The organism is Sphingopyxis sp. JAI128 (assembly GCF_014207235.1).
GTDB lineage: Bacteria > Pseudomonadota > Alphaproteobacteria > Sphingomonadales > Sphingomonadaceae > Sphingopyxis.
The window spans coordinates 72,311-97,958 of the sequence record NZ_JACHDA010000005.1 but is presented as its reverse complement, the minus strand read 5'-3'; the positions used below and the strand labels follow the sequence as shown (position 1 = coordinate 97,958).

23 protein-coding genes are annotated in these 25,648 nt (G+C 66.3%); 12 read left to right on the top strand and 11 right to left on the bottom strand.

What is annotated here, in order from left to right; translation table 11 throughout:
* Nucleotides 1-76: 76 nt before the first annotated feature.
* The 5 genes from HDC35_RS13330 to HDC35_RS13310 are packed head-to-tail and all read right to left on the bottom strand — an operon-like array spanning nucleotide 77 to nucleotide 5,456.
* Entirely contained in the window at nucleotides 77-916 is an 840-nt protein-coding gene (locus HDC35_RS13330; protein ID WP_184647582.1) for an ABC transporter permease, read from the bottom strand.
* The gene (locus HDC35_RS13325; RefSeq protein WP_221438254.1) at nucleotides 913-2,109 is read right to left on the bottom strand and encodes an ABC transporter permease; all 1,197 of its coding nucleotides are present in this window, start codon (nucleotides 2,107-2,109) and stop codon (nucleotides 913-915) included. The genes HDC35_RS13330 and HDC35_RS13325 overlap by 4 nt, the downstream gene beginning before the upstream one ends.
* The gene (locus tag HDC35_RS13320; protein ID WP_184647579.1) at nucleotides 2,090-3,139 is read right to left on the bottom strand and encodes a polyamine ABC transporter substrate-binding protein; all 1,050 of its coding nucleotides are present in this window, start codon (nucleotides 3,137-3,139) and stop codon (nucleotides 2,090-2,092) included. The genes HDC35_RS13325 and HDC35_RS13320 overlap by 20 nt, the downstream gene beginning before the upstream one ends.
* Nucleotides 3,136-4,257: an ABC transporter ATP-binding protein gene (locus HDC35_RS13315; protein WP_184647577.1), complete on the bottom strand. Its 1,122-nt coding sequence runs from the start codon at nucleotides 4,255-4,257 to the stop codon at nucleotides 3,136-3,138. The genes HDC35_RS13320 and HDC35_RS13315 overlap by 4 nt, the downstream gene beginning before the upstream one ends.
* Nucleotides 4,257-5,456, bottom strand: coding sequence for a PLP-dependent aminotransferase family protein (locus HDC35_RS13310; RefSeq protein WP_184647575.1), 1,200 nt, complete (start codon nucleotides 5,454-5,456; stop codon nucleotides 4,257-4,259). Before HDC35_RS13310 ends, HDC35_RS13315 begins: the two co-directional genes overlap by 1 nt.
* Nucleotides 5,457-5,607: 151 nt before the next feature.
* Between HDC35_RS13310 and HDC35_RS13305 the strand changes: the two genes are divergently transcribed.
* The 5 genes from HDC35_RS13305 to HDC35_RS13285 are packed head-to-tail and all read left to right on the top strand — an operon-like array spanning nucleotide 5,608 to nucleotide 11,669.
* The gene (locus tag HDC35_RS13305; RefSeq protein WP_184647573.1) at nucleotides 5,608-7,005 is read left to right on the top strand and encodes an amidohydrolase; all 1,398 of its coding nucleotides are present in this window, start codon (nucleotides 5,608-5,610) and stop codon (nucleotides 7,003-7,005) included.
* A complete protein-coding gene (locus HDC35_RS13300; RefSeq protein WP_184647571.1) occupies nucleotides 7,002-8,285 on the top strand; it encodes an amidohydrolase family protein in 1,284 nt (427 codons plus the stop codon). The genes HDC35_RS13305 and HDC35_RS13300 overlap by 4 nt, the downstream gene beginning before the upstream one ends.
* On the top strand, nucleotides 8,282-9,004 hold the full coding sequence (locus tag HDC35_RS13295) for a hypothetical protein (protein ID WP_184647569.1): 723 nt from the start codon (nucleotides 8,282-8,284) through the stop codon (nucleotides 9,002-9,004). Before HDC35_RS13300 ends, HDC35_RS13295 begins: the two co-directional genes overlap by 4 nt.
* Nucleotides 9,001-10,407 carry an amidohydrolase gene (locus HDC35_RS13290; protein WP_184647567.1) on the top strand — a complete coding sequence of 469 codons (1,407 nt, stop codon included), beginning with the start codon at nucleotides 9,001-9,003 and terminating at the stop codon, nucleotides 10,405-10,407. The genes HDC35_RS13295 and HDC35_RS13290 overlap by 4 nt, the downstream gene beginning before the upstream one ends.
* A complete protein-coding gene (locus HDC35_RS13285) occupies nucleotides 10,404-11,669 on the top strand; it encodes an amidohydrolase family protein (RefSeq protein ID WP_184647565.1) in 1,266 nt (421 codons plus the stop codon). Before HDC35_RS13290 ends, HDC35_RS13285 begins: the two co-directional genes overlap by 4 nt.
* Here HDC35_RS13285 and HDC35_RS13280 read toward each other — a convergent pair.
* Together HDC35_RS13280 and HDC35_RS13275 are read right to left on the bottom strand one after the other, a co-directional pair.
* Nucleotides 11,666-14,497, bottom strand: coding sequence for a pitrilysin family protein (locus HDC35_RS13280; RefSeq protein WP_184647563.1), 2,832 nt, complete (start codon nucleotides 14,495-14,497; stop codon nucleotides 11,666-11,668). The two genes, HDC35_RS13285 and HDC35_RS13280, sit on opposite strands and share 4 nt — an antisense overlap.
* Before the next feature lie 47 nt (nucleotides 14,498-14,544).
* The gene (locus HDC35_RS13275) at nucleotides 14,545-15,885 is read right to left on the bottom strand and encodes an amidohydrolase family protein (protein WP_184647561.1); all 1,341 of its coding nucleotides are present in this window, start codon (nucleotides 15,883-15,885) and stop codon (nucleotides 14,545-14,547) included.
* Between the two features lie 155 nt (nucleotides 15,886-16,040).
* Between HDC35_RS13275 and HDC35_RS13270 the strand changes: the two genes are divergently transcribed.
* Nucleotides 16,041-16,961 (top strand): dihydrodipicolinate synthase family protein, encoded by a 921-nt coding sequence (locus HDC35_RS13270; RefSeq protein WP_184647559.1) that lies wholly within the window; start codon nucleotides 16,041-16,043, stop codon nucleotides 16,959-16,961.
* On the opposite strand, the gene HDC35_RS13265 is transcribed toward HDC35_RS13270, so the two are convergent.
* The 3 genes from HDC35_RS13265 to HDC35_RS13255 form a co-directional block, all read right to left on the bottom strand.
* The gene (locus HDC35_RS13265; RefSeq protein WP_260397724.1) at nucleotides 16,958-17,740 is read right to left on the bottom strand and encodes an alpha/beta hydrolase; all 783 of its coding nucleotides are present in this window, start codon (nucleotides 17,738-17,740) and stop codon (nucleotides 16,958-16,960) included. The genes HDC35_RS13270 and HDC35_RS13265 overlap by 4 nt on opposite strands.
* A gap of 274 nt (nucleotides 17,741-18,014) precedes the next feature.
* Nucleotides 18,015-18,542 carry a hypothetical protein gene (locus HDC35_RS13260; protein ID WP_184647556.1) on the bottom strand — a complete coding sequence of 176 codons (528 nt, stop codon included), beginning with the start codon at nucleotides 18,540-18,542 and terminating at the stop codon, nucleotides 18,015-18,017.
* 395 nt (nucleotides 18,543-18,937) lie between these two features.
* Nucleotides 18,938-19,510, bottom strand: a complete 573-nt coding sequence (locus HDC35_RS13255; protein ID WP_184647554.1) for a TetR/AcrR family transcriptional regulator — start codon at nucleotides 19,508-19,510, stop codon at nucleotides 18,938-18,940.
* A gap of 86 nt (nucleotides 19,511-19,596) precedes the next feature.
* On the opposite strand from HDC35_RS13255, the gene HDC35_RS13250 reads away from it, so the two are divergent.
* From HDC35_RS13250 to HDC35_RS13240, 3 genes are all read left to right on the top strand, one after another.
* A complete protein-coding gene (locus HDC35_RS13250) occupies nucleotides 19,597-19,983 on the top strand; it encodes a VOC family protein (RefSeq protein WP_184647552.1) in 387 nt (128 codons plus the stop codon).
* Nucleotides 19,984-20,116: 133 nt separating this feature from the next.
* Nucleotides 20,117-20,827 (top strand): glutathione S-transferase family protein, encoded by a 711-nt coding sequence (locus HDC35_RS13245; protein ID WP_184647550.1) that lies wholly within the window; start codon nucleotides 20,117-20,119, stop codon nucleotides 20,825-20,827.
* Entirely contained in the window at nucleotides 20,824-21,246 is a 423-nt protein-coding gene (locus tag HDC35_RS13240) for a DUF3224 domain-containing protein (RefSeq protein WP_184647548.1), read from the top strand. The genes HDC35_RS13245 and HDC35_RS13240 overlap by 4 nt, the downstream gene beginning before the upstream one ends.
* Nucleotides 21,247-21,420: 174 nt before the next feature.
* Here HDC35_RS13240 and HDC35_RS13235 read toward each other — a convergent pair whose 3' ends face one another.
* Nucleotides 21,421-21,774: a helix-turn-helix domain-containing protein gene (locus tag HDC35_RS13235; RefSeq protein ID WP_184647546.1), complete on the bottom strand. Its 354-nt coding sequence runs from the start codon at nucleotides 21,772-21,774 to the stop codon at nucleotides 21,421-21,423.
* 74 nt (nucleotides 21,775-21,848) lie between these two features.
* On the opposite strand from HDC35_RS13235, the gene HDC35_RS13230 reads away from it, so the two are divergent.
* From HDC35_RS13230 to HDC35_RS13220, 3 genes are all read left to right on the top strand, one after another.
* Complete coding sequence (locus HDC35_RS13230; protein ID WP_184647544.1) at nucleotides 21,849-22,796, top strand: alpha/beta fold hydrolase; 948 nt, start codon at nucleotides 21,849-21,851, stop codon at nucleotides 22,794-22,796.
* 297 nt (nucleotides 22,797-23,093) lie between these two features.
* Nucleotides 23,094-24,803 (top strand): FAD-dependent monooxygenase, encoded by a 1,710-nt coding sequence (locus tag HDC35_RS13225; protein WP_221438253.1) that lies wholly within the window; start codon nucleotides 23,094-23,096, stop codon nucleotides 24,801-24,803.
* Nucleotides 24,804-25,005: 202 nt separating this feature from the next.
* The gene (locus tag HDC35_RS13220; protein ID WP_184647542.1) at nucleotides 25,006-25,560 is read left to right on the top strand and encodes a GNAT family N-acetyltransferase; all 555 of its coding nucleotides are present in this window, start codon (nucleotides 25,006-25,008) and stop codon (nucleotides 25,558-25,560) included.
* Nucleotides 25,561-25,648: the final 88 nt, after the last annotated feature.

Here is a 25,648-nt window from a genome sequence, read left to right as displayed (position 1 = left end):
CGGACCGCGGGCAGCGAGCGCACCGAACGCGGTGATGCGCGGGCATGCCGATCGCTGGCGGTGCGCATTTCTTGCGCTATTCGCCGCTGCGCGCGGCCGTGGACCCCACCCGCAATCGCTCGCCGCGGCGCCGTAACAGTTCGGCAGCGCCGAGCAACAGCGTCGAGGCGATCACCAGCAGTGTCGCCGCCGCCGCGATGGCCGGGCTGACCTGTTCGCGTACCCCTTCGAACATCTGGATGGGCAGCGTGCGCTGCTCGGGTCCTGCGATAAACAGCGCGACCGTGGCTTCGTCGAACGAGGTCATGAAGGCAAATACCGCGCCGGCTGCGATCCCGGGCGCGATGAGCGGCGCCAGGACGCGTGCCAGCACCGTTGCCGGCCGCGCCCCGAGACTCGCCGCGGCGCGCAGCAGTTCGAAGTCGATGCCGCTGAGCGCCGCATGCACGACGATCACGACGAAGGGCAGGGCCAGCGCGCTATGCGCGACGATCAGCCCGGCCGGTCCGTTCACCAGCCCCAGCGGTGCGAAAAGGAAGTAGAAGGCGATCGCGACGACGACGACCGGCACGGCGAGCGGCGCCGTTATGATCGCCACGATCGGCACCTTGGCACGCGAGCGCATCGCGGCGAGCCCGATCGCGGCGAGTGTCCCGAGCGGCGTGGCGATCAGCGTCGTCGCCGCGGCGATCTTCAGGCTGTTGCCGAAAGCGTGCGTCCACTGCGGCGACCCGGCAAGCACCCGGTACCAGCGGAGCGAGACCGCATCGTGCGGAAAAACCAGAAAGCTCCCCGGGTTGAAGGACAGCGGGATGACCGCCAGGATCGGCAGGACCAGAAAGGCGAACACGAGAGCGCAGAACAGGATCAGCAACACCCTGCCGATCCGCTCGGGTCGTGATCGGTGGCTGCTCATGCCGGCACCGCCCGGGCGAGGGTTCGGCCGGCGAGGAGCATCAGCAGCAGCGGCGCGAGCAACAGCAGGCTGAGCGCTGCTGCCATCCCCCAGTTGAGCGACTGGTTCGTGTAGAAGGCGATCGACGCGCTGATCATCTGGTCGGCACCACCGCCCACAAGCGCGGGCGTGACATAATAGCCGAGTGCAAGCGTGAAGACGATGATCGCTCCCGCAGCGACACCGGGCAGCGTTTGCGGCAGGTAGATCCTGAGGAAAGCACGGAGCGGCGAGGCGCCGAGCGAGCTTGCCGCGCGCATCGCGACCGGCGAGATACCCTTCATCACGCCGTAGAGCGGCAAAATGAAGAACGGCAGCAGCACGTGCGTCATCGCGATATAGACCCCCAGCCGGTTGTAGATGAGCTGCACCGGCGCATCGAGCAGGCCGATCGCCTGCAGCAGCGAGTTGATCACCCCGTCGGTCTGCAGAAGCACGGCCCAGGCAGCCGTGCGGACGAGTGCGGAGGTCCAGAAGGGGAGGAGCACGAGGATGAGCAGCGGATTGGCTCGGCGCTCGGGAAGCGATGCGAGCAGATAGGCGACCGGATAGCCGAGGATGATACAGAACAGCGCGACGAGCGCGCTGATCTTGAACGTCCGCAGATAGATGGCGGTGAACACCGCCTGCTCGGGCGCGACGCCGACGATGCGGTCGTCCTTGTCGAGACGCCGGTCGAGCGCCGCGAGCAGATAGTGGCTGGTCAGTGGTCCGTCGGCGTGACGCATCGCCGCCCATATGGCGGGCCGGCCCCAGCGCGGATCGATTCTCGCCAGCGCCGCAACACTGTTCCCAGGAGCCCCGGCCAGCAGCTTGTCGGCGGTCCCGTAAAGCAGGGTGCGCGACCCCACCATGTCATAGTTGAGGCGATTGGCGACGCGATTGAGCGTTCCGTTCCGGCGGGCGGCCACCATCTCGCGTGCAACCCGCTGCGCAAGGACATCGGGCGGCAGGCCGTTGCCGTGCCAGTGACGCAGCGCGGCGGCACTGTCGGGCCAGACGGTCTGCAGTTCGCGGTCGGTCAAGGCGCGTGACAACATCAACACCACCGGCAGGATGAAGCTGGCGAGCAGGAAAATAAGAAGCGGCGCGACGAGCGCGAACGGCCACCAGCGCCGCCGCGGGTCGGCCGACTTAGCGCGCGACCCAGGCATTGAACCGCTGGGTGAGCTGATCGCCATATTCGACCCAGAAATCGGCATCGAGCTCCAGCGCATCGGTCATGTTCGCGGGGTCGCTCGGCGTATTCTGCTTGAGCTTCGGATCGACGATGCGGTTCGCCTCGACACTGGTCAGGCCGGTCGGGATATAGCGCGCGAGTCTTGCCTGGTTCTCGGGGCGCGTCATGTAGCGCAGCAGCTGCGCCGCCTCGGCGGGGCGCGGGCTGTTGGCGAGGATGACCCAATAGTCGACGGCGTAGATATTGCCGTGCCAGTCGAGCTTGAAATTGCGGCCTTCGGTCCGGTTGGCGACGATCAGGCGGCCGGGGCTGGTCACCGACATCACGACCTCCCGCGAGCCAAGCAGGTCGGGAACCTGGGAAATCGACGACCACCAGATCACATGCGGCTTGATCTCGTCGAGTTTGCGGAACGCGCGGTCGACGCCCGCCGGCGTGCGCAGCGTGGAATAGACCTGCCCGGCCGGAACACCGTCGGCCATCAGCGCGAACTCGAGCGAATATTTGGGCGTCTTGCGCATGCCGCGCTTGCCCGGGAAGCGCTTCACGTCCCAGAAATCGGCCCAGCTCTGCGGACCCGCTCCCTTGATACGATCGCCGTCGTAGCCGATGACATAGGACCAGAGCATCGCGCCGACCCCGCAGTCATGGACGGCCGATGGAATGAATGCGTCGCGGCCGCCGAGCGCGGCCCAATCGAGGCGCTGGAACAACCCTTCCTCGCAGCCCAGGATGAGGTCTTCGGTCTCGACCTGGACGATGTCCCAGCTCGCGTCGCCGCCGATGACCTTGGTGCGGATCACGCCGACGCCCCCGCGCCAGCTGTCTTCGCGCAAGGGGATCCCGCTGCTGGTTGTAAAGCTGTTCCAATAGGCGTTTCTGTGCGCGTCCTGCGAGGAGCCGCCCCAGCCGACGACGGTAAGCGGGCGGACATCGGAGCCTGAACCGCACGCGGATCCGGCAAGCAGGGCCAACGCACCCAGCAGGCGAAGCGCGACCTTCATGCCCCGGTGTCCGTCGAGGCGAGGGCCACACCGGTCGCCGGAAAGGCGAAGCAGCGATCGCGGCACCAGCCGACCGGCAGCCGCTCGGCGACCGCAACGCTGGGTGCGCTCGGCGCGCGGATCAACAGCGAACCGCCTCCTTCGAGGCCGACGCGGATCCGGCTGTGGTCGCCGCGATAGACCAGCTCGTCGACGCGGGCATCCAGCGCATTGCAAAGTGCCGGTCGATCGGCCCCGGTCCCCACATGCTCGGGACGGACCGCCGCGATGACGTCGTCGCCCGGCGCGATAGTGCCGGTTGCGGTCGCGGTCACCATTTGGCCCCCGCGCAGGCGGAGACTGCATTCGTCGCCCTGACGCGTCACAAGCGTTCCGGCGAGCAGATTGTTCTCGCCGACGAACCCGGCGACAAACGCGTTCGCCGGGCGGTCGTAAATCTGCGCAGGGCTGCCGATCTGCTGGATCGATCCTTCCGCAAAGACTGCGACGCGGTCCGACAGGGTCAGCGCTTCGTCCTGGTCGTGCGTGACGTAGAGAATGGTGAGACCGAGCACCCGCTGGATGCGCTTTATCTCCGATTGGAGATGCTCGCGAAGCTGACGGTCGAGCGCGCCGAGCGGCTCGTCCATCAGCACCAGATCGGGTTCGAAGATCAGCGCGCGGGCGAGCGCGACGCGTTGCCGCTGGCCGCCCGACAAGGCATCGGGGCGCCGGCCGCCGAGCCCGTCGAGCTTCACGAGCGCGAGCGCGGCATCGACCCTTGCCTTGGCGGCTGCCCCCTTGATCCCGCGGACCCCCAGCGGAAAGGCGAGATTCCCGGCGACGCTCATATGCGGGAAGAGCGCATAGTTCTGAAACACCACGCCCATGTTGCGCTTGTAGGGCGGCCGATCGACGAGCGACCGGCCATCGAGCAGGATATCGCCCGCGCTCGGGGTCTCGAAGCCCGCGAGCATCATCAGGGTCGTCGTCTTGCCCGAACCCGACGGCCCGAGGAGCGTCAGGAATTCGCCGCGCGCCACCTCGAGGTCGAGCCCCGCCACGGCGGCGCGCCCACCGACGCTGTAGCGCTTCTCGACGCCGCGGAACGCGACAAGAGGCCCGCCGGACGACGTCATCAACCGGCCATCGACCGGTAGACTGCCCCAAGCCGCGCCACCCCTTCGGCGATCTGCTCCGCGGTCGCGAAGCTGAAGGCGAGGCGCACATGGTTGCGCGGAACGCCGGCGCCGCTGCCCGCGAAGAACCGGCTGCCTGCGATGAGGTGGACGCCCGCCTCGCCGGCTTTCGCCGCGAGCACGTCGCCATCCACCGGCAGGGGTAATGTCAGCCAGACATAATAGCCGCCGTCGGGTATCGCGATCAGCGTACCGGGCAGTTCGTGCTTCACCGCGGCAATGATCGCATCGCGCCGCTCGCAATAGGCAGTCTGGACGCGGGCGATGTGCGCGGGAAACGCGTCGGAACGAGCGAAGTCGTAAATGATCCGCTGGATGAGCGGCGACGAGCCGCCTTCCGATTTGAGCTGGATCATCCGCGCGATCAGCGCCGGTTCGGCGGCAACCCAGCCGATCCGCAGCCCGGGCGCCACGAGCTTCGAGAATGTACCGAGATGGAGGATATTGCCCGAGCGATCGAGCGCTTTCAGCAAGGGCTCGTCGGGTCCTTCGAAACGCACGCGGCGGTAGGGGCTGTCCTCGAGAATCGGAATATCTCGCGCCTCGGCCAGTGCGACCAGCGCGGCCCGCCGCTCGGCCGACATGGTGGCGCCGGTCGGATTATGGAACTCGGGAATGTTATATATGAATTTGGGCGGGGCCTTGCCGGCTGCCGACCGGGCGTCGAGCGCCGAGGCGAGCGCGTCCACGTCAAGGCCGTGCGCATCCTGGCCGATCTCGATAAACTCGGCCCCATGGTGTCGAAAGATCGGGATTGCCGTGAAATACGTCGGGGCCGTGACGACGATCGCGTCGCCTTCGTCGAGGAGAAGCCGGCAGACGAGATCGATGCCCTGTTTCGCGCCATTGGTGACCAGGATATGGTCGGACGTCAGCGCACAGCCGTCAGAATTCATCCATGTGGCCAGCCATTCGCGCAGATAGGGCTGACCGCGGCCCGATGCATATTGCAGTACTTCGTCGCGGTGCGCGGTCAGCGCGTTTGCCGCGTGCGCGGCAAGGTCGGGCAGGAGCTGCGGCGCGGCAAAGCCCGAGTCGAACAGGATCGTCTGCTCGCCGAACTCCGACGGAAAATGCGGCGCGGGCATTTGGGTCGACAGCGTCCTTGCCCGACGCGCCAGGCGATTGTCACTGAACAAGATTGGCCCCTCCCCCGAATGCTGCGCCCGGACATGCAGCGCGCCCTGCCGAAGACGATGATCCGCGGTGAGAAATCCGCCATCGCGGCGAGGTCAAAAAGCAGATGGCGGATTTGCCGCGCCCGTCGCTCGTTCAGGCGGGAGGCAGCAAATGGGGCTGACGGAATATTTCAAGAGCAGCGGCCGGGCCGCGACCCTCGCAGCGACGCTGCTGATCGGCAGCGCGGGCGCGCTTGCGGCGCCCGATGCGGCGGGGGGCGACCCGTTTCCAAGTACCTATCGTGCGGCTGCCGCGCCGCCCTTCGCGATTGTCGGTGCAACGGTGCTGACAGGGTCGGGGGCCGAGATTCCCGATGCCGTCGTGCTGGTCCGCGCCGGGGTCATCGAGGCGGTGGGCGCAAAGCTTGCCTTGCCCGATGGCTATGCCGCGGTCGACGGGCGCGGGAAGTGGGTGACGCCCGGGATTATCGACGCGCATTCGCATCTTGGCGTCTACCCGTCGCCCGCAACCCCGTCGCACGACGACGGCAATGAGGCGGTTGCACCCAATACCGCCGAGGTATGGGCCGAGCATTCGGTGTGGCCGCAGGATCCGAAATTCCGGCTCGCGCGCGCCGGAGGGGTGACCAGCCTGATGATCCTGCCTGGGTCGGCCAATCTGTTCGGCGGCCGGTCGGTGACCCTGAAGAACGTACCAGCGGTGACGGTGCAGGGCATGAAGTTCCCCCATGCGCCTTACGGTCTCAAAATGGCGTGCGGCGAGAATCCGAAGCGCGTCTACGGTGCCAAGGGGCGCTCGCCCGCAACCCGCATGGGCAATGTCGCCGGCTATCGCAAGGCGTGGATCGACGCCGCAGACTATGCGCGCAAATGGGAAAAATGGGAGAAGGACGGCCGCGCCGGCGATCCGCCCAGGCGCGACCTGCAGCTTGAAACGCTGGCCGGCGTACTGAGAGGCGAAATCCTTGTCCAGAATCATTGTTATCGCGCCGACGAGATGGTCGTGATGATCGATGTCGCGCGCGAATTCGGATACCGGATCCGCGCCTTTCATCATGCGAACGAGGCCTTCAAGATCGCACCTCTGCTCGCGAAGGAGGATATCTGTGTCGCGACTTGGGCAAACAGCTGGGGCGCGAAAATGGAATCGCTCGACGGGCTCGAGGAAAACGCGCCGATGATCGACGCCGCGGGCGGCTGTGCGATCATCCACTCGGACGATGGCCTGCTGATCCAGCGTCTGAACCAGGAGGCGGGGATCGCCATGACGGCCGCCAACCACGCGGGCCTTTCGATCCCGCGCGGCGAGGCGATCAAATGGATCACCGCCAATCCTGCCAGGGCGATGGGAATAGCGGACCGCGTCGGGACACTCGAACCCGGCAAGATGGCCGATGTCGTGCTGTGGAGCGCCGACCCGTTCAGCGTCTATGCCCTGGCCGAGCGCGTCTGGATCGACGGCGTGCCCGTGTGGGATCGAGCCGACCCGCGCTACCAGGCGCCGTCCGATTTTCTGCTCGGGCAGCCGGGGCAGGAGTCCAGCCGATGATCCGCGCGTTCGTAGCCGCGCTGCTTGCATGCGCCCTCGGGGCGCCGGCCGGCGCCGAGACCGTGGCGATCACGGGTGGCCGCGTCGTCACCGTGGCCGGGGGCGGCGACATCGCGAAGGGAACGGTTCTCGTTCGCGACGGCCGGATCGTCGCCGTCGGTGCGAATGTCGCCGTTCCGCCCGACGCCAGGATCATCGACGCGACCGGCAAGGTGGTCACCCCCGGGCTCGTGGCATCGGGCACGGCGCTCGGGCTGATCGAGGTGCGCACCGTCGAGGCCACCGACGACCGCGGAAGCGGCGCGCCGGGCCTGAGCGCGGCCTTCGATGCCGGCTATGGCCTCAACCCCGATTCCATGCTCATCCCCGTCGCGCGCTTGGGCGGGATCACCCGCGCCATCGCGACACCGGCCTATAACGACAGGCCGGGCCGCGAACTGCTGTTCGCCGGCCAGGCAGCGGCGGTCGTGCTCGATGGGACTCCGATGCTGATGCGGCGCGGGGTCGCGATGGTACTCGAAATGGGGGATGCCGGCGCCGAGCGCGCCGGTGGCGCACGCGCCGCCGAACTGGTCGCGCTCCGCGCGATCTTCGCCGAGGTACGCGACTATAAGATTCGCCGTGCTGCCTATGATCGCGGCGAAACCCGCAGCTACACGCTTTCGCGCTCCGACCTCGAGGCGCTGATCCCGGTGGTCGAGGGGCGGATGCCGCTCCTCGTCAGCGTCAACCGCGCGTCGGACATCCGCGACGTCCTGGAAATGGCCCGCAGCGAACGGCTGAAGCTGATTCTCGAAGGTGCGAGCGAGGGCTGGCGCGTCGCGCCCGACATCGCCGCGGCGGGCGTGCCCGTGCTCGTGACGCCTGTGGAGAATACGCCGGCGTCGTTCGAAGCGCTCGGCGCAACGCTCACCAATGCGCGGCGTCTCGCTGAAGCGGGCGTTACCGTCGCGATCCAGGGCAATGGAAATCACCGCGAGCGCGAGATGCGGTATAACGCCGGGAACGCGGTCGCCAACGGCCTCGACTGGCGGGCCGGGCTGGCCGCCATCACGATCAATCCCGCGCGCATCTTCGGGCTCGCGGACCGTATCGGCTCGCTGGAACCCGGCAAGGACGGCGACGTCGTGGTCTGGGACGGCGACCCGCTCGACACGCTGTCCCGGCCGATCGCGGTTCTGATCCGCGGCGTCCCCCAGCCGATGCAATCGCGCGCGACCGAGCTGCGCGACCGCTATCTTCCCGGCGTCCTGCCGCCTGCCAATGGAGACAAGCCATGAATGCCAACAAGCTGCTCGCCCTCTATTCGGGCGTGGTGACCGCCGCGCTCGCATTTGGCCTGGCGACCAATGCCGGCGCCGATACGGCCCCGGTCAAGGCCGCCTTCGACGAGATCGACGTCAAGCGGATCAACGTCCGCGAGGACGACGGGACGATCCGCATGATCGTGTCGAACACCAGCCGCTCGCCCGGCATCATCATGCACGGCAAGGAACGCCCGCATCCGGGAGGCAATCGCGGCGCCGGCATCATCTTCTACAATGACGAAGGCTCCGAGAACGGCGGCCTGACCTTCAGCGGCCGGAAGGGACCCGATGGCAAGATATCGAGCGGCGGGCATCTGAGTTTCGACCAGTATGAGCAGGACCAGGTGATCCAGCTGACCCAGAATGAGCAGGGCGGGCGGCGGTGGGCGGCCATGGTCGTAAACGACCGGCCCGACAATGCGCTTGATTTCGGTCTCGCCGAGCGCATCTCGAAAATGCCCGAAGGCCCGGAGCGGACCGCCGCGCTGCAGAAGGTTCAGGCGGATGGCACGTTCGGCCGCCAGCGGCTCTACGTCGGCAAGACCCGCGACCGCGAGTCGGCGGTGATGCTCAGCGACGCGATGGGGCGTCCGCGTATCATGATGAAGGTCACGCCCGACGGCAAGGCGTCGATCGACTTCCTCGACGAGAAGGGCGCGGTGCTCCGGTCGGTCAGCCCCGACACCAAATGAGCGTGCGCGCGGTCACTGTCTTGGCGGCGCTGGCGCTCGCCGGATGCGCGGCGGGGGAGCGGCCCCAGCCCGCCGTGTCGCCGGCTGCCGAAGTCCAGGGACCGCTCGTCGCTCCCAATCCCTATCCCGCGACCTATCGTCCCCCGGCAGCGGGGCGGGTCGCGCTCGTCGGCGCTACGGTGCTGACCGCAGCGGGAGACGAGATTGCGAATGGCACCGTGCTGATGGACCGCGGCAAGATCGTGGCGGTCGGCCCCGATCTCGCCGTGCCCGACGGCTATGCACGCATCGACGCGCGCGGCCGATGGATTACCCCCGGAGTGATCGACGCGCACTCGCACCTCGGCGTGTGGTCGCAGCCCGACACGGTCGAGGCGAACAACGACGTCAACGAGATGACCGATCCCAATACCGCGCAGGTCTGGGCCGAGCATTCGGTCTGGCCGCAGGATCCGGGCTTCGACACCGCGCGCGAAGCGGGCGTCACGACGATGATGGTGCTGCCGGGATCCGCCAACCTGTTCGGCGGACGGACCGTCACGCTGAAAAATGTTCCGTCGGTGACCATGCAGGGGATGAAGTTCCCCGGCGCGCCCTATGGACTGAAGATTGCCTGCGGCGAGAATCCGAAACGCGTATACGGCGGGCGCGGACGTTCACCGGCCACGCGGATGGGCAATGTCGCGGGATATCGCAAGGCCTGGATCGACGCGCAGGATTATGCGCGCCGCCAGGACAAATGGGAAAAGGGGGGGCGCGTCGGCGATGGCCCCAAGCGCGACCTGCAACTCGAAACGCTCGCCGGGGTCCTGAAGGGCGAGATTCTCGTACAGAACCACTGCTACCGCGCCGACGAAATGGCGAACATGATCGATATCGCGCGCGAGTTCGGTTTCAGCATCCGCGCCTTCCACCACGCAAACGAGGCGTACAAGATCGCGCCGCTGCTGGCGAAGGAAGATATCTGCGTCGCGACCTGGGCGAGCTGGTGGGGGTACAAGATGGAAGTGTACGATGCGCTCGAGGAAAATGCGGCGCTCGTTCACGCTGCGGGCGGCTGCGCCATCATCCATTCCGACGATGCAATCCTCGTCCAGCATCTCAACCAGGAAGCGGCGGCGGCGCTGTCGTCGGCATGGCGGGCAGGCATACCGATCGCCAGGGCCGATGCGATCCGATGGATCACCGCCAATCCGGCGAAAGCGCTCGGCATCGCCGACAAGGTCGGAACGCTCGAGCCCGGAAAGAACGCCGACGTCGTCCTGTGGAGCGCCGATCCCTTCAGCATCTATGCCCGCGCCGAGAAAGTGTGGATCGACGGCGCCGTCGTCTTCGACCGCGCCGATCCGGCCTGCCGACGTCATTCGGACCTGCTACTCGGCCAGCCGGGAGACACGCAATGAACCGCCGCCTGCTCGCTCTCGCGGCGTTTGCCCTTGCGACGTCGGCGCGCGCCGAAACAATCGCGATCGTCGACGCGCGGCTGATGACGATGGCGGCAGCGGGCGAGATCGAGCGCGGCACGATCCTGATCCGCGATGGCTGTATCGTCGCCATCGGTCCCGCGGTGACGGTGCCTGCGGGAACGAAGGTGATCGACGGGCGCGGCGGCACGGTGACGCCGGGATTCCTGCAGGCCGACAGCACCCTGGGCGCAGTCGAGGTCAGCCAGGTGCCGGCAAGCACCGATCGCGCCACCCACAGCGCCGCAATCAGCGCCGGCTTCGACCTGTCGCTCGGGCTCAATCCGGACTCGATCCTGCTGCCCGTATCGCGGCTGGCCGGTATCACCCACGCGGTGGCGACGCCGCTCTACGACGATCGGGCCGGCCGCGACTTGCAGTTCGCCGGTCAGGCCGCGGTGATCGACCTCGCGCAGGGGCCGGCGATGATCACCCGGCCCCGCGCCGCGATGGTGCTCGAAATGGGCGAGGGCGGGGCCGAACGCGCCGGCGGCGCGCGCGCCGCTGCGATCGTGGCGCTCAAGGCTGCGCTCGCCGACGTGCGACATTTCGCGTCGCATAGAGCCGACTACGACCGCGGCAAGGGCCGGCCACAGAAACTGTCGCGGATCGATCTCGAGGCATTGATCCCCGTCGCGGAAGGGCGGATGCCGCTGATCGTCAAGGTTGACCGGGCATCGGATATTCGCGAGATCATCGCGCTCGCACGCGAGGAGAAGCTGCGTGTCATTCTCGACGGGGCGGAGGAAGGATGGCGGGTTGCCACGGACATCGCCGCGGCAGGGCTACCCGTGATCGTCGATCCGCTTGCGAACCTGCCGCGCAGCTTCTCCGAACTCGGCGCGACGATGGAAAATGCGGCGCGGCTCCACGCTGCCGGGGTCACGGTGATCATCAAGACCGGGAGCGGAACCGCGCATCGCGCGCGTGAGCTGCGCTACGGCGCGGGCAATGCCGTGGCTTACGGCCTGCCCCACGACGTGGCTGTCGCAGCGATCACGATCAATCCCGCGCGCGTCTTCGGCGTCGCCGACCGTGTCGGATCGCTCGAAGCGGGCCGATTGGCCGATCTCGTCTTGTGGAACGGCGACCCGCTCGAACCCTTGTCGCAGCCGCAGGCGATCTTCGTTGAGGGGGCCGAAAAGCCGCTGACCGCGCGTCCGCTCGAACTGCGCGATCGCTACCTGCCGCGCGCGCCCTAGGGCAGGGGCTTCCCGTCCGCGTCCATATGCTCAAGGGCAGGAAATCGCTTGCGGAGTGCGGCCGCCCATTGTCCGGAATCGCCCGCGACGATGATGGTCGCCCGATCAGCCTTCAGGTGCGCCGCGATCGCCGCGGCGATGGCCTCGGGCGACGGTGGCGCTCCGACAGACATTTCCGGCTGCAGCGCAGCGAGCGGCGCATGGGTGGCGACGAGCGAGGCGAGATAATCCGCAAGGCCGGATGCTCGTTCGAGCTGGCTCGAGAGGCCGTTGGCGAGGAACATGCTGCGCTCGGTCGCGGCCACCTCGTCGATCGGCTCGCGTGAAAGCCGGGCGATCTGGTCGAGGACCAGCCCGACGGCTTCGACCGCGGATTCATTCTTGGTCTGGGTCACCGCCATCAATATCGTCGCATCGCGCCGGACGTCGAGCAGGCTGCCTGCGCCATAGCTGAGCCCGCGCTTGACCCGTATCTCCTGCGTGAGCCAGCCTTGGAAGCCGCCGCCGAGCCGGGCATTGGCGATCCGCACCCCGGGCCAGTCAGCATCGTCGCGGCCGGTGGCAGGCAGGGCGGCGATGACGGCAGCCTGCGCAGCTCCCGGGATGTCGATCGCGATGACGCGCGGTTGGGCGATGGACGATGCTCGGGGCGATGTCTCCTTGATCCCGCCGCCTGTCCAGTTTCCGAACAGGCGCCCGGCAAGTTCGAGCGCCGCCTCCGGGGCCAGTGAGCCGGTGATAATAAGCGTCGCGCCGCGCGGGCCCCAGCCGCCGCGCTGCGCCGCAACGATGTCCTCGCGCGTTACCGCACCGAGCGAGGCGACGGTAGGCATGGCGCCATAGGAGGCTTTGCCGAACATTGCGGCAGGTACGGCCCGCAGGGCCGCCTGCATCGGTTGTTTGGCGGTCACCGCGAGCGCCGACTGCTGCTGGCTGCGGACGCTCTCGAACGCTTCGGCCCGCAGGGCCGGACGCATCGCGACGTCGGCAAGAATGCGAGCCGCGGGCTCGATTTTCGCCGCGGGGACGTTCACCGAAAGGACCGTCGCGTCTGGTTCCGAACTGGCGGCGATCGTCCCGCCCAGCGCGGCGACGTCGCCCGCTCCTTTGATTGCCAGCGCAGCCAATATATCTCCGCGTCCCGACTGTCCCGCAGGGTCGGCCGCATCGCCTCCGTCGATCACGAGCTTGAGCGAGGTCAGGGGCACGGTCGATGATCTCGCGACCACGACGCGCAGTCCGTTTGCGAGCCGGCTCTCGGCCACGACTGGAAGCGACGGCGCAATCGCATGCGCCGGCGCGGGGCGCCTTTCGCGCGCACCGTCGCCGGCAATCTCGACCGGCGGCTGGCTTGCGGGCGGCACCGCCGGTCCCATTGCCGACACGTCCGCAGGCCGGTCGCCGGCATAGCCTGGGGGACGCTGGCTTTCGTCGCGATAGCGCAGCGTGATGCGCTTCCCGTCGTCGAGCCACGTCGCCGCGACGCGCTGGACATCGGCCGCCGTCATCCGGCGGATCAGGTCGAGGCGCTTGTCGGCAAGCGCCGGATCTCCCGTCAGCGCGGCGCCTCCTCCGAGCGCATAGGCGCGCCCGCGCGCGGTTTCACGCGCGGTGAGAGCATCGCCGAACAGACCGTTTTTCGCGGCGCGAAGTTCGGTGTCGCTGACAGGTCCGTCACGCAAGCGCCTGAGTTCGCTCGCCAGCGCGTCTTCGGCATCGGCGAGTTCGCGGCCTTTGGCGAGCGTGATGACAAGCGCGTATGCATGCCCGTCGCGCGCCGGCAGGTTATAGCTGGTAACGGCCGACGCGAGCCCCTGCTCGTCGACGAGCGCGCGCCGCAGTCGGGACGAGGCGCCGCGGGTGAGTAGCGCGTCGATGAGGTCGATCCCCGCCGCATCCGCGTCGGCTGCGAAAGGCGCCCGCCATGCGGCCGCGAGCGCGGGGAGCGGGACGTTCGGGGCATAGGCGTCGATCGTCCTCGCGGCGACGGGCGTTCCCTTTGCCGGATCGCGCGGGATCGGGCGGACAGGCCTCGCAATCGAGCCGATGTAGCGGTCCGCCCAGGCATCGAGCTTTGCCGGCTCGAAATTGCCCGACACAACGAAGACCGCGTTGTCGGGGCGATAATAGGCCTCGTGAAACGCACGCACGTCGGCGAGCTCGGCGCGGTCGAGATCGGCAATCGAGCCGCCTATGGGCCGCTCATAGGGGTGGCCGTCGAACATGAAGGCGGGAAGCAACATGTACAGAATGCGGCCATAAGGCTGCGAAAGCACGCGCTGGCGCAATTCTTCCTTCACGACCTCGCGTTCGGAGCGGAAGGATTTTTCGTCGATCACGAGGTTCCGAAGCCGCTCCCCCTCGACCCACAGCATCGCTTCCAGCTCGTTCGCGGGGACGGTAATATAATAATCCGTATAATCGAACAGGGTCGACGCATTGCTGCTGCCGCCCATCGCGTTGACGGTCTCGAGTACGCCGCCGGGCAGGTTCCGCGTCGTCTTGAACATCAGATGTTCGAACAGATGCGCGAAGCCGCCGCGTCCGGGAGGGTCGTCGCGCTGGCCGACATCGTACCAGATGTTGACGGATACCGTCGCTGTGGTGGTGTCGCGGATCGCATAGAGGGTGGCGCCATTGGCGAGGACACGCCTGGTAAAGGCGAGACGCGGAACGTCGAGCAACTTGGGGGTCGACGTCTCGCTGTCGGGGGGCGTCTCGGTCCGGGGAGGGGGCTCGGTTCGGGAGGCCGTCTCGGCCTGCGCCGCAGTGTGGATTGTCGACAGGGAAGTTGCGGCGAGCAGCAGGACGGTCAAAAGGCGACGCATCGGAATTCCCCTTGTTGCTTGAGACTGTTGCGTGGCGCTGCGCCGCGTCATCGCAGCAGCGACTTGCCGTCCTGCCGGATCACCCGCCCGCGCTGCATGACGAACAGCGGGCGTTCGGTGACACGGATATCGGTCAGCGGATCGCCCGGGACAGCGACGATATCGGCGGCCTTGCCGGCAGCGAGGGTACCGATCTCGTCCTCGAGGCCCAGCAGCCGCGCGGCATTGCGCGTGCCTGCCAGCAGCGCGGCAGCGGGACGCATGCCGGCCTCGACCATCAGCCCGAACTCCATCGCGTTGCGACCATGCCCGTCGGGGCGGACCGTCGCGTCGGTGCCGAGCGCGATCGGGACGCCGAGGCGTAGCGCCGCCCTGAACATGGCCGTGTGCGACGCGGCCGCGGTGCGCGCCTTCTCCCCGATATTGGCAGGATAGCTGTCCGCATTCCGCTCCACCCAGTCGAGCGCCATGAAGGTCGGGACGAGAAAGACGCCGCGCGACTTCATCAGCTTCAGCGTGTCCTCCGACAGGAAGCTGCCATGTTCGATCGAATCGACACCCGCCTCGATCGCGAGACGCGAGGCGGTGTCGCCGTGGGAGTGCGCGGCGACCTTGCGGCCCCAGTGATGCGCCTCGCCGATCGCGGCTTCGAGTTCGGCGCGCGTGAACTGCGGCACGTCGACCGGGTCATAGGAAAGGACCCCGCCCGACGCACACACCTTGATGACGTCGGCGCCCCATTTGATCTGGCTTCTCACTGCCTCGCGGCACTGGTCGGCGCCGGTGCAGACGCCTTCGGCCGGCGTCAGCGGAGCGACGCGCTGCGGCGGGAAAGGCGGCCGGTCGCAGCTGCCGCCGGTGGCGGTGATCGCGTTGCCTGCGGCGAGGATGCGCGGGCCGTCGGCCAGATTCGCGGAGATCGCATTGCGCAGCCCGACGTCGATGAACTCGCGCGCGCCGACGTGGCGCACCGTCGTGAACCCCGCCTCCAGCGTGCGCCGCGCGTTCGCGGCAGCGTAAAAAGCCATTTCGGTGGGATTGCGCATCAGCTCGTTGAGCGTCTTGCGGTAATAATTCTCGTCGGGTTCGAGCGTCAGGTGCGAGTGGGCGTCGATGAAACCCGGAAGCAGCGTCGCGTCGCCCAAGTCGATGATCCGGGCACCGTCGGGGACCGGTGCGCTGTCGCCAATCCCCACGATCCTCCCGCCGCGCACGACCAGGACGGCGTCGGTTCGCATCCGCTCGCTTGTGGCGTCGAACATCCGCGCCGCGCGCAGGACGATCGTCTCCGGTGCCTCGGGCGCCGACCCGCTCGCCGCAGAGGCCGCGCAAAGAAACAGGAGGCCTGCGCCAAGAGTGCGTGCAATGCTTCCGGCAATATTTCGCATCGCTTGGTCCTCCGCGTCGTCCGCGCCGGTCGGCGCGGCTATGGCTTGTTCCCTTTATACGAGCAGCGAGGCGCTGAAATCCGCCAGCCGGAGTAGCGGATTTTCTGCGCCCGGGCCTCCTTGTCCTCGTCCGACATCATTCGAGGAGCCGCGCCATGCCCGCCAAGCGGATCGAGGGATCTTTCGTCGCCACGGTCACGCCGTTCGACCGCCACGGCGCGATCGATTTCGGCGCCTGGCGCACGTTGCTCGACCATCAGGAGAGGCATGGCACGCGCGCCATCCTGTTCATGGGCTCGACCGGCGAGCCCTCGCTGCTTTCGCCAGACGAGAAGAAGCGGATCATCGTCGAGACGGTGAAAATGCGGACCGGCTCCATGGCGTTTTTCTACGGTTGCACCGGCCCATCGGCCGAACAGGTGATCGAGAATGTCCGCTTCGCCGCGGCAAACGGCGCTGATGGAGCGATTATCGCTGCACCGCCCTATATCTGCGCATCCGAGGCCGATATCGAGCAATTCTACCTCGAGGTGGCCGACGCGGTGGACCTCCCGCTCGGTATCTACAACAACCCGCCGCGGGTGCGGACGGACCTTCAATGCGACCAACTGCTTCGGCTCTTCCGGCACCCCAACATCGTCATCCACAAGGAATCGACGGCGCGCGTCGGGCAGGTGGCGCAGATTCTCGCGGCCGCGCCCGAAGTATCGGTCATGTGCTGCGATTCTCCCAACCTCGGCCTCGTCGTTCCGACGATGGCGCTCGGCGGCCATGGCACTGCCAACATGGGCGGCAATATCGCGCCTTCCGAGATGGCGACCATCTCGGCACCGTGGACAGACGAGGCGAAGGCAGCCGGCTTTCGTGAACAATATCTCAGCTTGCTGCCGCTGCTGCATTTCAACTACTCCGCAATCAACCCGGTGGCGGTGAAGTCGCTGATGCGCGCGTGCGGCTTGCCGGTCGGCGCGCTGCGCAAGCCGCTGCGCGAGCTGGACGCTATGCAGGTCGCGGCCGGCCTGCGGATCGTCCACGACCTCGGACTGGCGGAAAAATATGGCTATGCCGCGACCTAATGAGCGGCATCGTCCGCTGCCGCCTCTCGATCCCGTTCCACGCATCCTACGGTCAGGCCAAAGCCCTTCAGCCAGTCGGCGCCGGTCGGAAGCAGATATTGCAGCGCTTCGGGAAACAGGCCGTGCAGGGTGGTCGCATGCTCAAGCTCTGTCCGGCGGTCGGCAAAGCAGGCGTTAGAATCCTCGGCGAACCGCATCACTCCCTCTTCGGTAGCGCCCCCCTCGTTCGCGAGAGAAAGAAAGAGCGGCGGGCGCCGCTGCCCGGGTGCCGCGTGAAAGGCCCGGCTCAGCGCCTGACCGTTCCACTGCAGGCTCGGCGAAAGCGCGGCATAGCCGTCGAACGCGCCGGGCTGTTTGACCCAGGTCTCGACCACGAAATGGCCGGCGGCGCTCTCGCCGATGAGGAACGCGCGTCCATCGGTACGGTAGCGTTTGCGGAGCGCCGGCAGCGCGGTATCGGTCAGCCAGGACCGGAAGGCGTCACTTTCCCCGGCGGTCGGATAGCGCTTGCGCTCCTCCGGATCGAACGTAGGAGGCAGAAGTTCGCGCTGCCGGTCGACCGTCTCGATGCCGACGAAGATCGCCGGAGCACTACGCTGCCAGAGCTGGTTCCACCGCTCCATACCCAGCGTCAGGAAGAAGTCCTGCTTCAGTCCCCCGTCCAGAACGAGAACGAGCGGATAGGCGGTGTCGTTGTCCTCATAACCGGCAGGTGCCACGACGTGGACGCGTCGCTCTGCGTCGAGCGCGGTAAACCGAAAGGATGTGCCGATCGTCAACGGCTCGTTCCTCGCGATTTCCTGCGCGGATACGGGAACGCCAGCAGCGAGCAGACAAAGATGCAGCGAGAGCGCAGCGCCCCAGGATCGGATCAACAAGCTAGCCTCCATTGATGCTCGACGCTCATTCCAATCGCGGCGCCAGCGAGAAGCAATTGCGGCCCCGGGTCAGGCAGAAGCAAGGATTGCCTGTGCCGGACAGAAGGATGATGTGAAAGGTGATCGGCCCCCGGCGGGCGCCGGAACCTTGGCTCGCCTTCTCTCACGCGTCGTCCTAACCGAGATGATGAGCGATCGCATCCGAAAGCTGACCTGCCGTCATCACACGGGAACCGCCGCTCAGCCGATCCCAATTGTTCTCGATCACGGAACGGATGGCGCGCAAATCTTTCGCGTCGCACGTTGCCTCCTCAATACCCATGGCTTTCTCCACTTCGGCCAGCGACACAGCCCCTTCCGATCCGATCGCACTTACGAGATCGAATGCGAGCGCCGCGGCGTCGCGGCGGTAGGCCGCGTCATGCAAGGGTTCGCCCCCGCGCGCGTAAGTCCTGGGGCCATCTGGCGTATCGACGGTGTAACCGGTGAGCGGCGTCTCTCCCGCCCCAATGTTGGCAAGGCGAAGCGTGCTGTTGGTTCCGCCTCCGGCGCTGTTCATCAGCGCGTTCAGAAGATCGGTTGAAAATTGCCTGTCGGACGCCCCTCTGCTCCCGAGCGGAGGAGCGTCGGGTCCGCCTGCAGCCTGTCGACGGGACATTGAGATGGTGGCAGAATGATAGGGCGGACGGTTCGAAATGTGCATGGTGTGGCTCCTGCAAGGTTGGTCGCCGATTTTCGCTCCAGATACTTTAACCATGTCTTTTCGAACTTGCAGTTGAGCAGCACCGTACGACCGTTCGCCGAATTGCGGCCGAAGTTTGCGACGTGCCTACATGGGTCGGCCGGTCCTCTAGAGCCAGCATGCGCCCCGGTGCTGCGACTGAAACCGACGTGCCGGCCAAGCTTGGTCCCGGGGCTGCGATCACGAGGTGCCGCTTGAGCCCGGCACTTGGACAAGCGCGGGGAACCATTTGCCGAACTTTCAGCATGGTCCACAAACAGACATGGTCTCGAGGACGAACCTCCTGGGTAAGTTCAATGGCCTTGGCGGGCCGAAGACAGGCTGGCGCTCGACAATGTCTTGGCCGTTCGCTGTTTTCAGGAGTCGAGAAGTTCAAGTGCGGTGCGTCGCGCCGACCGGCGGATCGATACTCTTAGCGTCTCGCTTTCCGTCGTGCTGGCGAGCAGCATCGCGCCGACACAAAGCGACAGAATTGCTTCGGCCCGTTCGGCGGCGTCCGGCTCCGAACCGAGCGCTGCTTCGAAGATCGCGGCGGTCCGCTCGATCAGCCGGGTATAGGCGTGGCGCGGCGCGGACCCCGCACGGGCGATATCGTTAGGAAACCCGTAGAGCGGACACCCGATTTCCACGTTGGCGAGCATGTCGTCCGACAGGTAAAAGTCGATGAACCAGCGGGCAAGGCCGTTTGCCGAGCTGCCCGACGTCTTGGCGTCCTGCCAGGGTGTCGCGGTCCCGTAGCTTTCGACCGCCGCCGCAAAGAGGTCCGCCTTGTGACGGAAATGATTGTAAAATCCGCCACGCGTGAGGCCGGCTCGGCGCATGACCTCGTCGATCGTCACCGCCTCGTAACCGACACGAGCGAACGCGCGGCGCGCCGCGTCGAGAATGCGCTCGCGAGTGCGGGCTTTATGGAACGCGCTGTACGGCATCGTCGTCCGAGGAAGGCAGGCCTATTTATGTCTTTGAACATATTTTGCAACGCTGGCAATCGGGCCCGGACGAAAGGATGGCTAATATGATCGATCACACGGGAATCGGGGTCAGCGACGTCGCGGCTTCCGGACAATTTTACGATGCAGCGCTCGAGCCGCTCGGACTCCGGCGCGTCTTGTCGCTTGGCGACGGGGCCGACGCCATCGGCTACGGCATGACCTACCCGGTCTTCTGGATCGATCGCTTTCATCCCCATGGCGTCAGTCAGCATGTAGCATTTGTCGCCAGTGGGCCCGACCGGGTCGACGCCTTTCACGCGGCCGCATTGGCAAGCGGTGGACGCAACAATGGCGATGCCGGCTTGCGCCAGGGCCCCCCGGGCTATCCTCCGGGCTATTACGCCGCGTTCGTGCTCGACCCGGACGGCAACAATATCGAGGCGGTCTTCCGCAGCGGTTCCGCGGCGTGAACAGGAGCGTCCCGTTCCACGCCTCCGGTCGCCCCGCCTGCCGCGCTGTCCGGCCCATAATTGCCGCGGCACGAGCCAGCAGCGGCATAGGCATAGCGGGCTCGGATAGCTCCTTCCGCAGTGAGACCTGCTGATGCAGCTCTACTGGATCAAGGCTCAGGCGCCGCGGCGGGTTTTGGCGCTCGTGAAGCATCTTGGCATCCGGGTGCATCTTATCGAACTCGATCTGGTCCGGGGGGACCTTGCGGCTGCCGCCTTTGCCGCAATCAATCCCAATCGAAAGGTTCCAGTTCTCATCGACGGAGAAAAGACGGTCTGGGAGTCGAATGCGATCATGGCTCATCTCTGCATTCGCAGCGGATCGGACATGTGGCCCGCGACAGCGCCCTCTGAACAGGTCGAGATGCTGCGCTGGCTGTCGTGGGGCGACAGCCATTGGTCGCCCGCGCTGGCACCATTTTATTTCGAACACGTGGTCAAGCCGACCTTCGGGCTCGGGGCACCCGACGAGGCAGTGCTAACGGACAGGACGAATGGGGTTCACGGCGTTGCGGCCGTCCTCGACCTCCACCTTGCGGGCCGAACCCATGTTGCCTGCGGCAGACTGACGATCGCCGATTTCGCGCTTGCCTCGATGGCGACCTACTGGCGCGATGCAAGGATGCCGCTCGGGGACTACGGGAATATCACCGAATGGCTGGACCATCTGCTCGAATATCCTGCCTGGGCCGATCCATGGCCCCGCGCGGACGTCGATGGGTTCATCATGGCGGGCGCATCTGGCGCGATGCGTGGGCCGAACGGCGTAGCGCCGGAGCAGCAACAGGAAAGCGGGATGCGATGACAGGTTTTTTCCATGCGGCCGCGGTGTTCGAGGTTCAGAACTTTCAGGCCGCGCCGGTCGCGGTTCCTCCCATCTCCACCGCGCTCCCGGTTGGCGTGTTCACCATGAGGAAAATCTACGTCGGCGCAGTCGAAGGCTGCTCGATTACGCTGTTTACGTCGGCGTTCGACCAAGTCAGCGGCGTAGGATCCTACATTGCCATGGAAAGCTTCGAAGGATGCGTAGACGGGCATAGTGGCGCCTTCGTCTTCCTGCACTCCGCCTCCACCCGCGGAGCCGACCGGACGGATGAGTTTTTCCGGATCGTCGAATCGAGCGGAACAGGCGAACTCGCCGGCATCTCGGGGACAGGCCGTATCGAGATCGCGCCCGACGGCACGCACAGGATCTATATCGACTACCGGCTCGAATCAGGCTGAAAGATAGGATGGGCGGGCCTCTGCGGCGGCGCGGCTGATCGTATCAGAGGGGTGGTTTGCGGCCTCCCTGCATGTCGCCGGCAAGGGCGCCGCACTGGCGTAAAGCGCCTCCTCCATGGCGTTGCCGTCGGCCGCCGTTGCGCTCACCGAAATCGCTTCGCGGGGCGGTTGGCCCTATTCAGGCGACGGTCTTGCCCATCGCTCAAGTGCGTCGAGGATCGGCATAAGCTGCCCGGCCTTGGGTGTCAGTCGATACGCAGCGTCGCGATGACGGCCGTCGCGCTCCAGCAGTTCGCGTCGCTGAAGCGACAAGAGGCGCTCGCTCATCATCTTGGCTGTGACGGACGGGAGGCATGCTGAAAGCTCGCCGAATCGTTTGGGGCCTTGCGACAGGTGATACAGGATCAGCGCCGACCAGCGGTGCCCGAGAAAGGTCAGCCAGGCCTCGACCGTGCATTCGCTCGCGAGCCTGAAAAACTGTTCGTCGTGAAGATTCGCGACCGCGACTGCTTCCTCGTCGTAGCTCATCTGCTTCCCGTTTGGATAGGAGCGAGACGCTGCCTTATCCGGCCCGGCGAATCGCATCATGAAGGAGAAGGATAATGGTTCGCCGCGACATATTGAAGATGGGTGCAGGCCTTGCTGCGGCCGCCACCGCCGGACCGGCCTTGCCGGCCCGAGCCCGCCTCGCGTCGGCGGAGTTCGCCGACCAGCGCCGTATTGCGACACTGTCTGAGGGCGATATCGCCTATGTCGAAGCTGGAGAAGGGCCGCGGACCGCAATCTTTCTGCACGGATGGCCGCTGAACGGCTTTCACTGGCGGGATTCGATTGCAGTGCTGTCGCAGCGGCGGCGCTGCATCGCGCCCGACTTCATGGGGCTTGGCTACAGCGAAGTCAGGGCGGAACAGGATCTCTCGCCGCAGGCCCAGGCCGGCATGATCCTCGGCCTCATGGATGCGCTCGGCGTCGCCTCGGCGGATATCGTCGCGAATGACAGCGGAACCGGCGTGGCGCAATTCCTTGCCGCCTCCCACCCTCACCGCATCGACAGCCTTCTTCTCAGCAATGGCGATGCCCACACGAACAGCCCGCCCGAGGCTCTACGACCCGCCCTGGAGGCCGCCCGCAACGGTTCGCTTGCCGATCTGATCGCCCGGCATCTTGCCGAGCCGGGCTTTTCCGTTTCGGCGCTGGGTCTCGGCCACATCTGCTATACCGATCCCGCCAATCTGACCGAAGAAGCGATGCGCACATATTTTACGCCGCTTCTCGCGACCCCGCTACGGCGTGCGCAGTTCCAGCAGTATGGCGTTGCGTTCGAGCCCAACCTGTTGCCCGCGATCGAGGGGCGCCTCAAGGCTTATCGAGGTCCCGTGCGCATGATCTGGGGCACGGGCGATGTGCACTTCAGGTTCGAATGGGCCGAGTGGCTCGATCGCACCTTCCCGGCGTCGCGCGGTATCCGCAAGGTGGACGGCGCGAAGCTCTTCTTCACCGAAGAGCGGCCCGACATCGTCATCGCGGAGGCCAGGTTCCTTTGGGCGTAATCGAACGTGTCAGATCATGCTCTCGTTGTCTGGAGGGCTTTGCCGTGGTGCCTAGCGCGACATAGGTTGCTGCTCGCTTTATCGAGCCGTCATTCTCCAGGTTTGAAAGAGGGGACGTACCGGGTGCGGACCCGGTCGCGCGGGAAGACGAAACTTGTGGGAGGCACAATCGACTTTCCCGAGCGGCGCGCCGGGGTCCGGCGCGCGAATCGAGAGCGATTCGTTCCCGCAAAAAAACTTGGAAACAGCGTCGGTGCTGCTCCGCCATACGGCCCGCGCAGACGTAGCGCGGCAGTCGTGCCCGGCGCGCCGAATGGGCAAATTTGCACAGGATCAGAAGAGTTTGGGCAAAGTAGCGACCATCCGCCCGGAGCGTACAAAACGCGCACGTCTTCCTCGGTATCTAAATGGGCCCGGATGGCATTTCTTCAAGAATTGGCGAGAAAAAAGTTCGTGATATTTTTCAGTGGCTTACAAGGCAGGAGAAAAATTTTGACGCAGAACTCAGGTATCGCGGCTTCGACCGGCTCGCCCGGACACGCTCCTCATACGCACCAGGTCCTGATTGTGGGCGCCGGCCCCACGGGCCTGATGCTCGCATCGGAGCTGGCACTTGCAGGGGTCGACGTCGCGATCGTCGAGAAGCGCGCAACGCAGGCCCTTTCGGGGCTGCGTGCGGGCGGCCTCCACATGCGAACACTCGAACTTCTCGATCAGCGCGGCGTCGGCGACCAATTCGTCGCGGAAGGGCAGCGCTTCCAGATCGCGCCGTTCCACGAGACGATGCTGGACGTCAGCGACACGCCGACGCGCCGCAACTATTTCCTCGCGCTTCCGCAAAGCCGCTTCGAGGCAATGCTTGCCGACCGTGTCGCGGGACAGGGCGTTCGCATTTACCGCGGACAGGAGGTCGTGGACTTCCGGCAGGACGAGGAGGGGGTTGAGGCACAGCTCGGGGACGGCACGCATCTGCGCTCGGCCTATCTCGTCGGCTGTGACGGCGCGCGAAGCGCCATCCGCAAGCAGGGAGGCATCGAGTTTGCGGGCTGGGAGCCCTCCAAGAGCTGGCTGATCGCCGAGGCCAGATGGCGGGAGGAACCGCGGTGGGGAATCGCCGACGACGCCCATGGAACCTATGCGCTCGGCAAGATGGAGGAACCCGACCGGGTGCGCATCGTGCTTGTCGAGCATGCTCTCAATCGCGGCGATCAGCCGAGACTGGAGGAGGTCAAGGCCCTTCTCGTCGAGGTTTACGGGACGGACTTCGGTATCCATGACCCGACCTGGATCTCGCGCTTTACCGATCAGTGCCGCCAGGCGGTCGCCTATCGACAGGGCCGCCTGCTTCTCGCCGGCGACGCCGCGCACATCCATCCGCCGATGGGGGGGCAGGGGCTCAACATGGGGGTCCAGGACGCCTTCAATCTGGGTTGGAAACTGGCGCAGGTGGTGCAGGGCCTATCTCCCGACGCCTTGCTCGACACCTATCAGGCTGAACGTCACCCTGTCGCCGACCGCGTGCTTCGCAACGCCATGGCCGAAGTGGCATTGCAGCGACGCGACCCCCGCAGCCGGGCGCTGGGAGAGAAAATGTCCGAACTGGCCGCCATGGACGCCCCGCGCAAATATCTCGTGGCCGAGCGCGCTGGTCTGACCATTCGCTACGATCTCGGCGGCGACCATCCGCTCGTCGGACGCCGTCTCCCCGATCTCGAGATCGTCGCCGGAGGACGCACCCGGACCATGTACGAATATCTTCACGAGGGACGGCCGGTTCTCTTCGCGTTCGCAAAAGGCGCCGATCCCGAGAAGGTTGCGGCCAGCGACCGGGTCCTGCGGATCGCGGCGCGATGCGAAGCGACTTGGGACCTGCCGGTTCTGGGGCCGGTCGAACCGCCCGAGGCGCTGCTCGTGCGTCCCGATGGCTACGTCGCCTGGGCGGGAAGCCTCGATGACGCCAGCTTGCGGGATGCGCTCGGCTTCTGGTTCGGCAGCGATGGTGTGTAGGCCGAGGCGCGGGCGCTCTTCGCGCTCGGGCGTCTGACGCCCGCTGCCTGGGGTACTCGTTTCGCCTTGGATTACCGTTCCGCGCGAGGCCACGAGGGAGATCGTGGCCTCGCTTGGCGGGAGCGACCGGCCCTGCTCGACGTCTTCCTCTCGCGCTAAGGGCATGCGATCCACGCGCGGAGAGTCTGGTATGGCGTGTGTGATGAACGGTAACGATCGAACCCTTATTACGCAGCGGCTGGTTGCGACGCCGTGTCAGCCGCAAGACCGGGAGCATTTCACGCGTCTTGAGCGCGACCACGAGGTCATGCGCTTCCTCAATGGCGGCGCCGTCGATGACGAGACCGCGAGCAATGAGGACACCCCGTTCCTCAGGCCGAGGGGCATCGAGCGCGACGTGTGGACCCTCCGTCGGCGGGCTGGAGGGGGCTTCGTCGGATGGATATCGCTGATACCCGGGGATGAGGATAGCGCGGAGCTCGGTTACCGGCTGTGCCGGTCCGCCTGGGGACAAGGGTTCGCGACCGAGATGTCCCGGGTGGTTGTCGACTGGGGGTTCGCTCATGCCGGCTACGCCCGGATCACGGCCCAGACGATGGCCGTGAACCGGGGGTCGCGGAGGGTGCTCGAGAAGATCGGTATGAGGCTCCTCCGCACCGAGTTCGTCGCTTACGCCAACCCGATTGCCGGCTCGGAGCAGGGCGAGGCATTTTACGAGATGTCACACGACGCGTGGGCAGCGGCCCGTGCCACATAAAGGGCGAAAGTTTGCCGTGCCGCTCCCGCTGGCCAGGGCGGGAGCCGCCTAGCAGCCAATCGCGCGCCAGTTCCGCCAGGCGCGGGGC

Bases quoted from the DNA above. Each gene is read 5' to 3' on its own strand.
- HDC35_RS13330 (WP_184647582.1), bottom strand. From the start codon at position 916: ATGAGCAGCCACCGATCACGACCCGAGCGGATCGGCAGGGTGTTGCTG.
- HDC35_RS13325 (WP_221438254.1), bottom strand. From the start codon at position 2,109: ATGCCTGGGTCGCGCGCTAAGTCGGCCGACCCGCGGCGGCGCTGGTGG.
- HDC35_RS13320 (WP_184647579.1), bottom strand. From the start codon at position 3,139: ATGAAGGTCGCGCTTCGCCTGCTGGGTGCGTTGGCCCTGCTTGCCGGA.
- HDC35_RS13315 (WP_184647577.1), bottom strand. From the start codon at position 4,257: ATGACGTCGTCCGGCGGGCCTCTTGTCGCGTTCCGCGGCGTCGAGAAG.
- HDC35_RS13305 (WP_184647573.1), top strand. From the start codon at position 5,608: ATGGGGCTGACGGAATATTTCAAGAGCAGCGGCCGGGCCGCGACCCTC.
- HDC35_RS13300 (WP_184647571.1), top strand. From the start codon at position 7,002: ATGATCCGCGCGTTCGTAGCCGCGCTGCTTGCATGCGCCCTCGGGGCG.
- HDC35_RS13295 (WP_184647569.1), top strand. From the start codon at position 8,282: ATGAATGCCAACAAGCTGCTCGCCCTCTATTCGGGCGTGGTGACCGCC.
- HDC35_RS13290 (WP_184647567.1), top strand. From the start codon at position 9,001: ATGAGCGTGCGCGCGGTCACTGTCTTGGCGGCGCTGGCGCTCGCCGGA.
- HDC35_RS13285 (WP_184647565.1), top strand. From the start codon at position 10,404: ATGAACCGCCGCCTGCTCGCTCTCGCGGCGTTTGCCCTTGCGACGTCG.
- HDC35_RS13280 (WP_184647563.1), bottom strand. From the start codon at position 14,497: ATGCGTCGCCTTTTGACCGTCCTGCTGCTCGCCGCAACTTCCCTGTCG.
- HDC35_RS13275 (WP_184647561.1), bottom strand. From the start codon at position 15,885: ATGCGAAATATTGCCGGAAGCATTGCACGCACTCTTGGCGCAGGCCTC.
- HDC35_RS13270 (WP_184647559.1), top strand. From the start codon at position 16,041: ATGCCCGCCAAGCGGATCGAGGGATCTTTCGTCGCCACGGTCACGCCG.
- HDC35_RS13260 (WP_184647556.1), bottom strand. From the start codon at position 18,542: ATGCACATTTCGAACCGTCCGCCCTATCATTCTGCCACCATCTCAATG.
- HDC35_RS13255 (WP_184647554.1), bottom strand. From the start codon at position 19,510: ATGCCGTACAGCGCGTTCCATAAAGCCCGCACTCGCGAGCGCATTCTC.
- HDC35_RS13250 (WP_184647552.1), top strand. From the start codon at position 19,597: ATGATCGATCACACGGGAATCGGGGTCAGCGACGTCGCGGCTTCCGGA.
- HDC35_RS13245 (WP_184647550.1), top strand. From the start codon at position 20,117: ATGCAGCTCTACTGGATCAAGGCTCAGGCGCCGCGGCGGGTTTTGGCG.
- HDC35_RS13240 (WP_184647548.1), top strand. From the start codon at position 20,824: ATGACAGGTTTTTTCCATGCGGCCGCGGTGTTCGAGGTTCAGAACTTT.
- HDC35_RS13235 (WP_184647546.1), bottom strand. From the start codon at position 21,774: ATGAGCTACGACGAGGAAGCAGTCGCGGTCGCGAATCTTCACGACGAA.
- HDC35_RS13230 (WP_184647544.1), top strand. From the start codon at position 21,849: ATGGTTCGCCGCGACATATTGAAGATGGGTGCAGGCCTTGCTGCGGCC.
- HDC35_RS13220 (WP_184647542.1), top strand. From the start codon at position 25,006: ATGAACGGTAACGATCGAACCCTTATTACGCAGCGGCTGGTTGCGACG.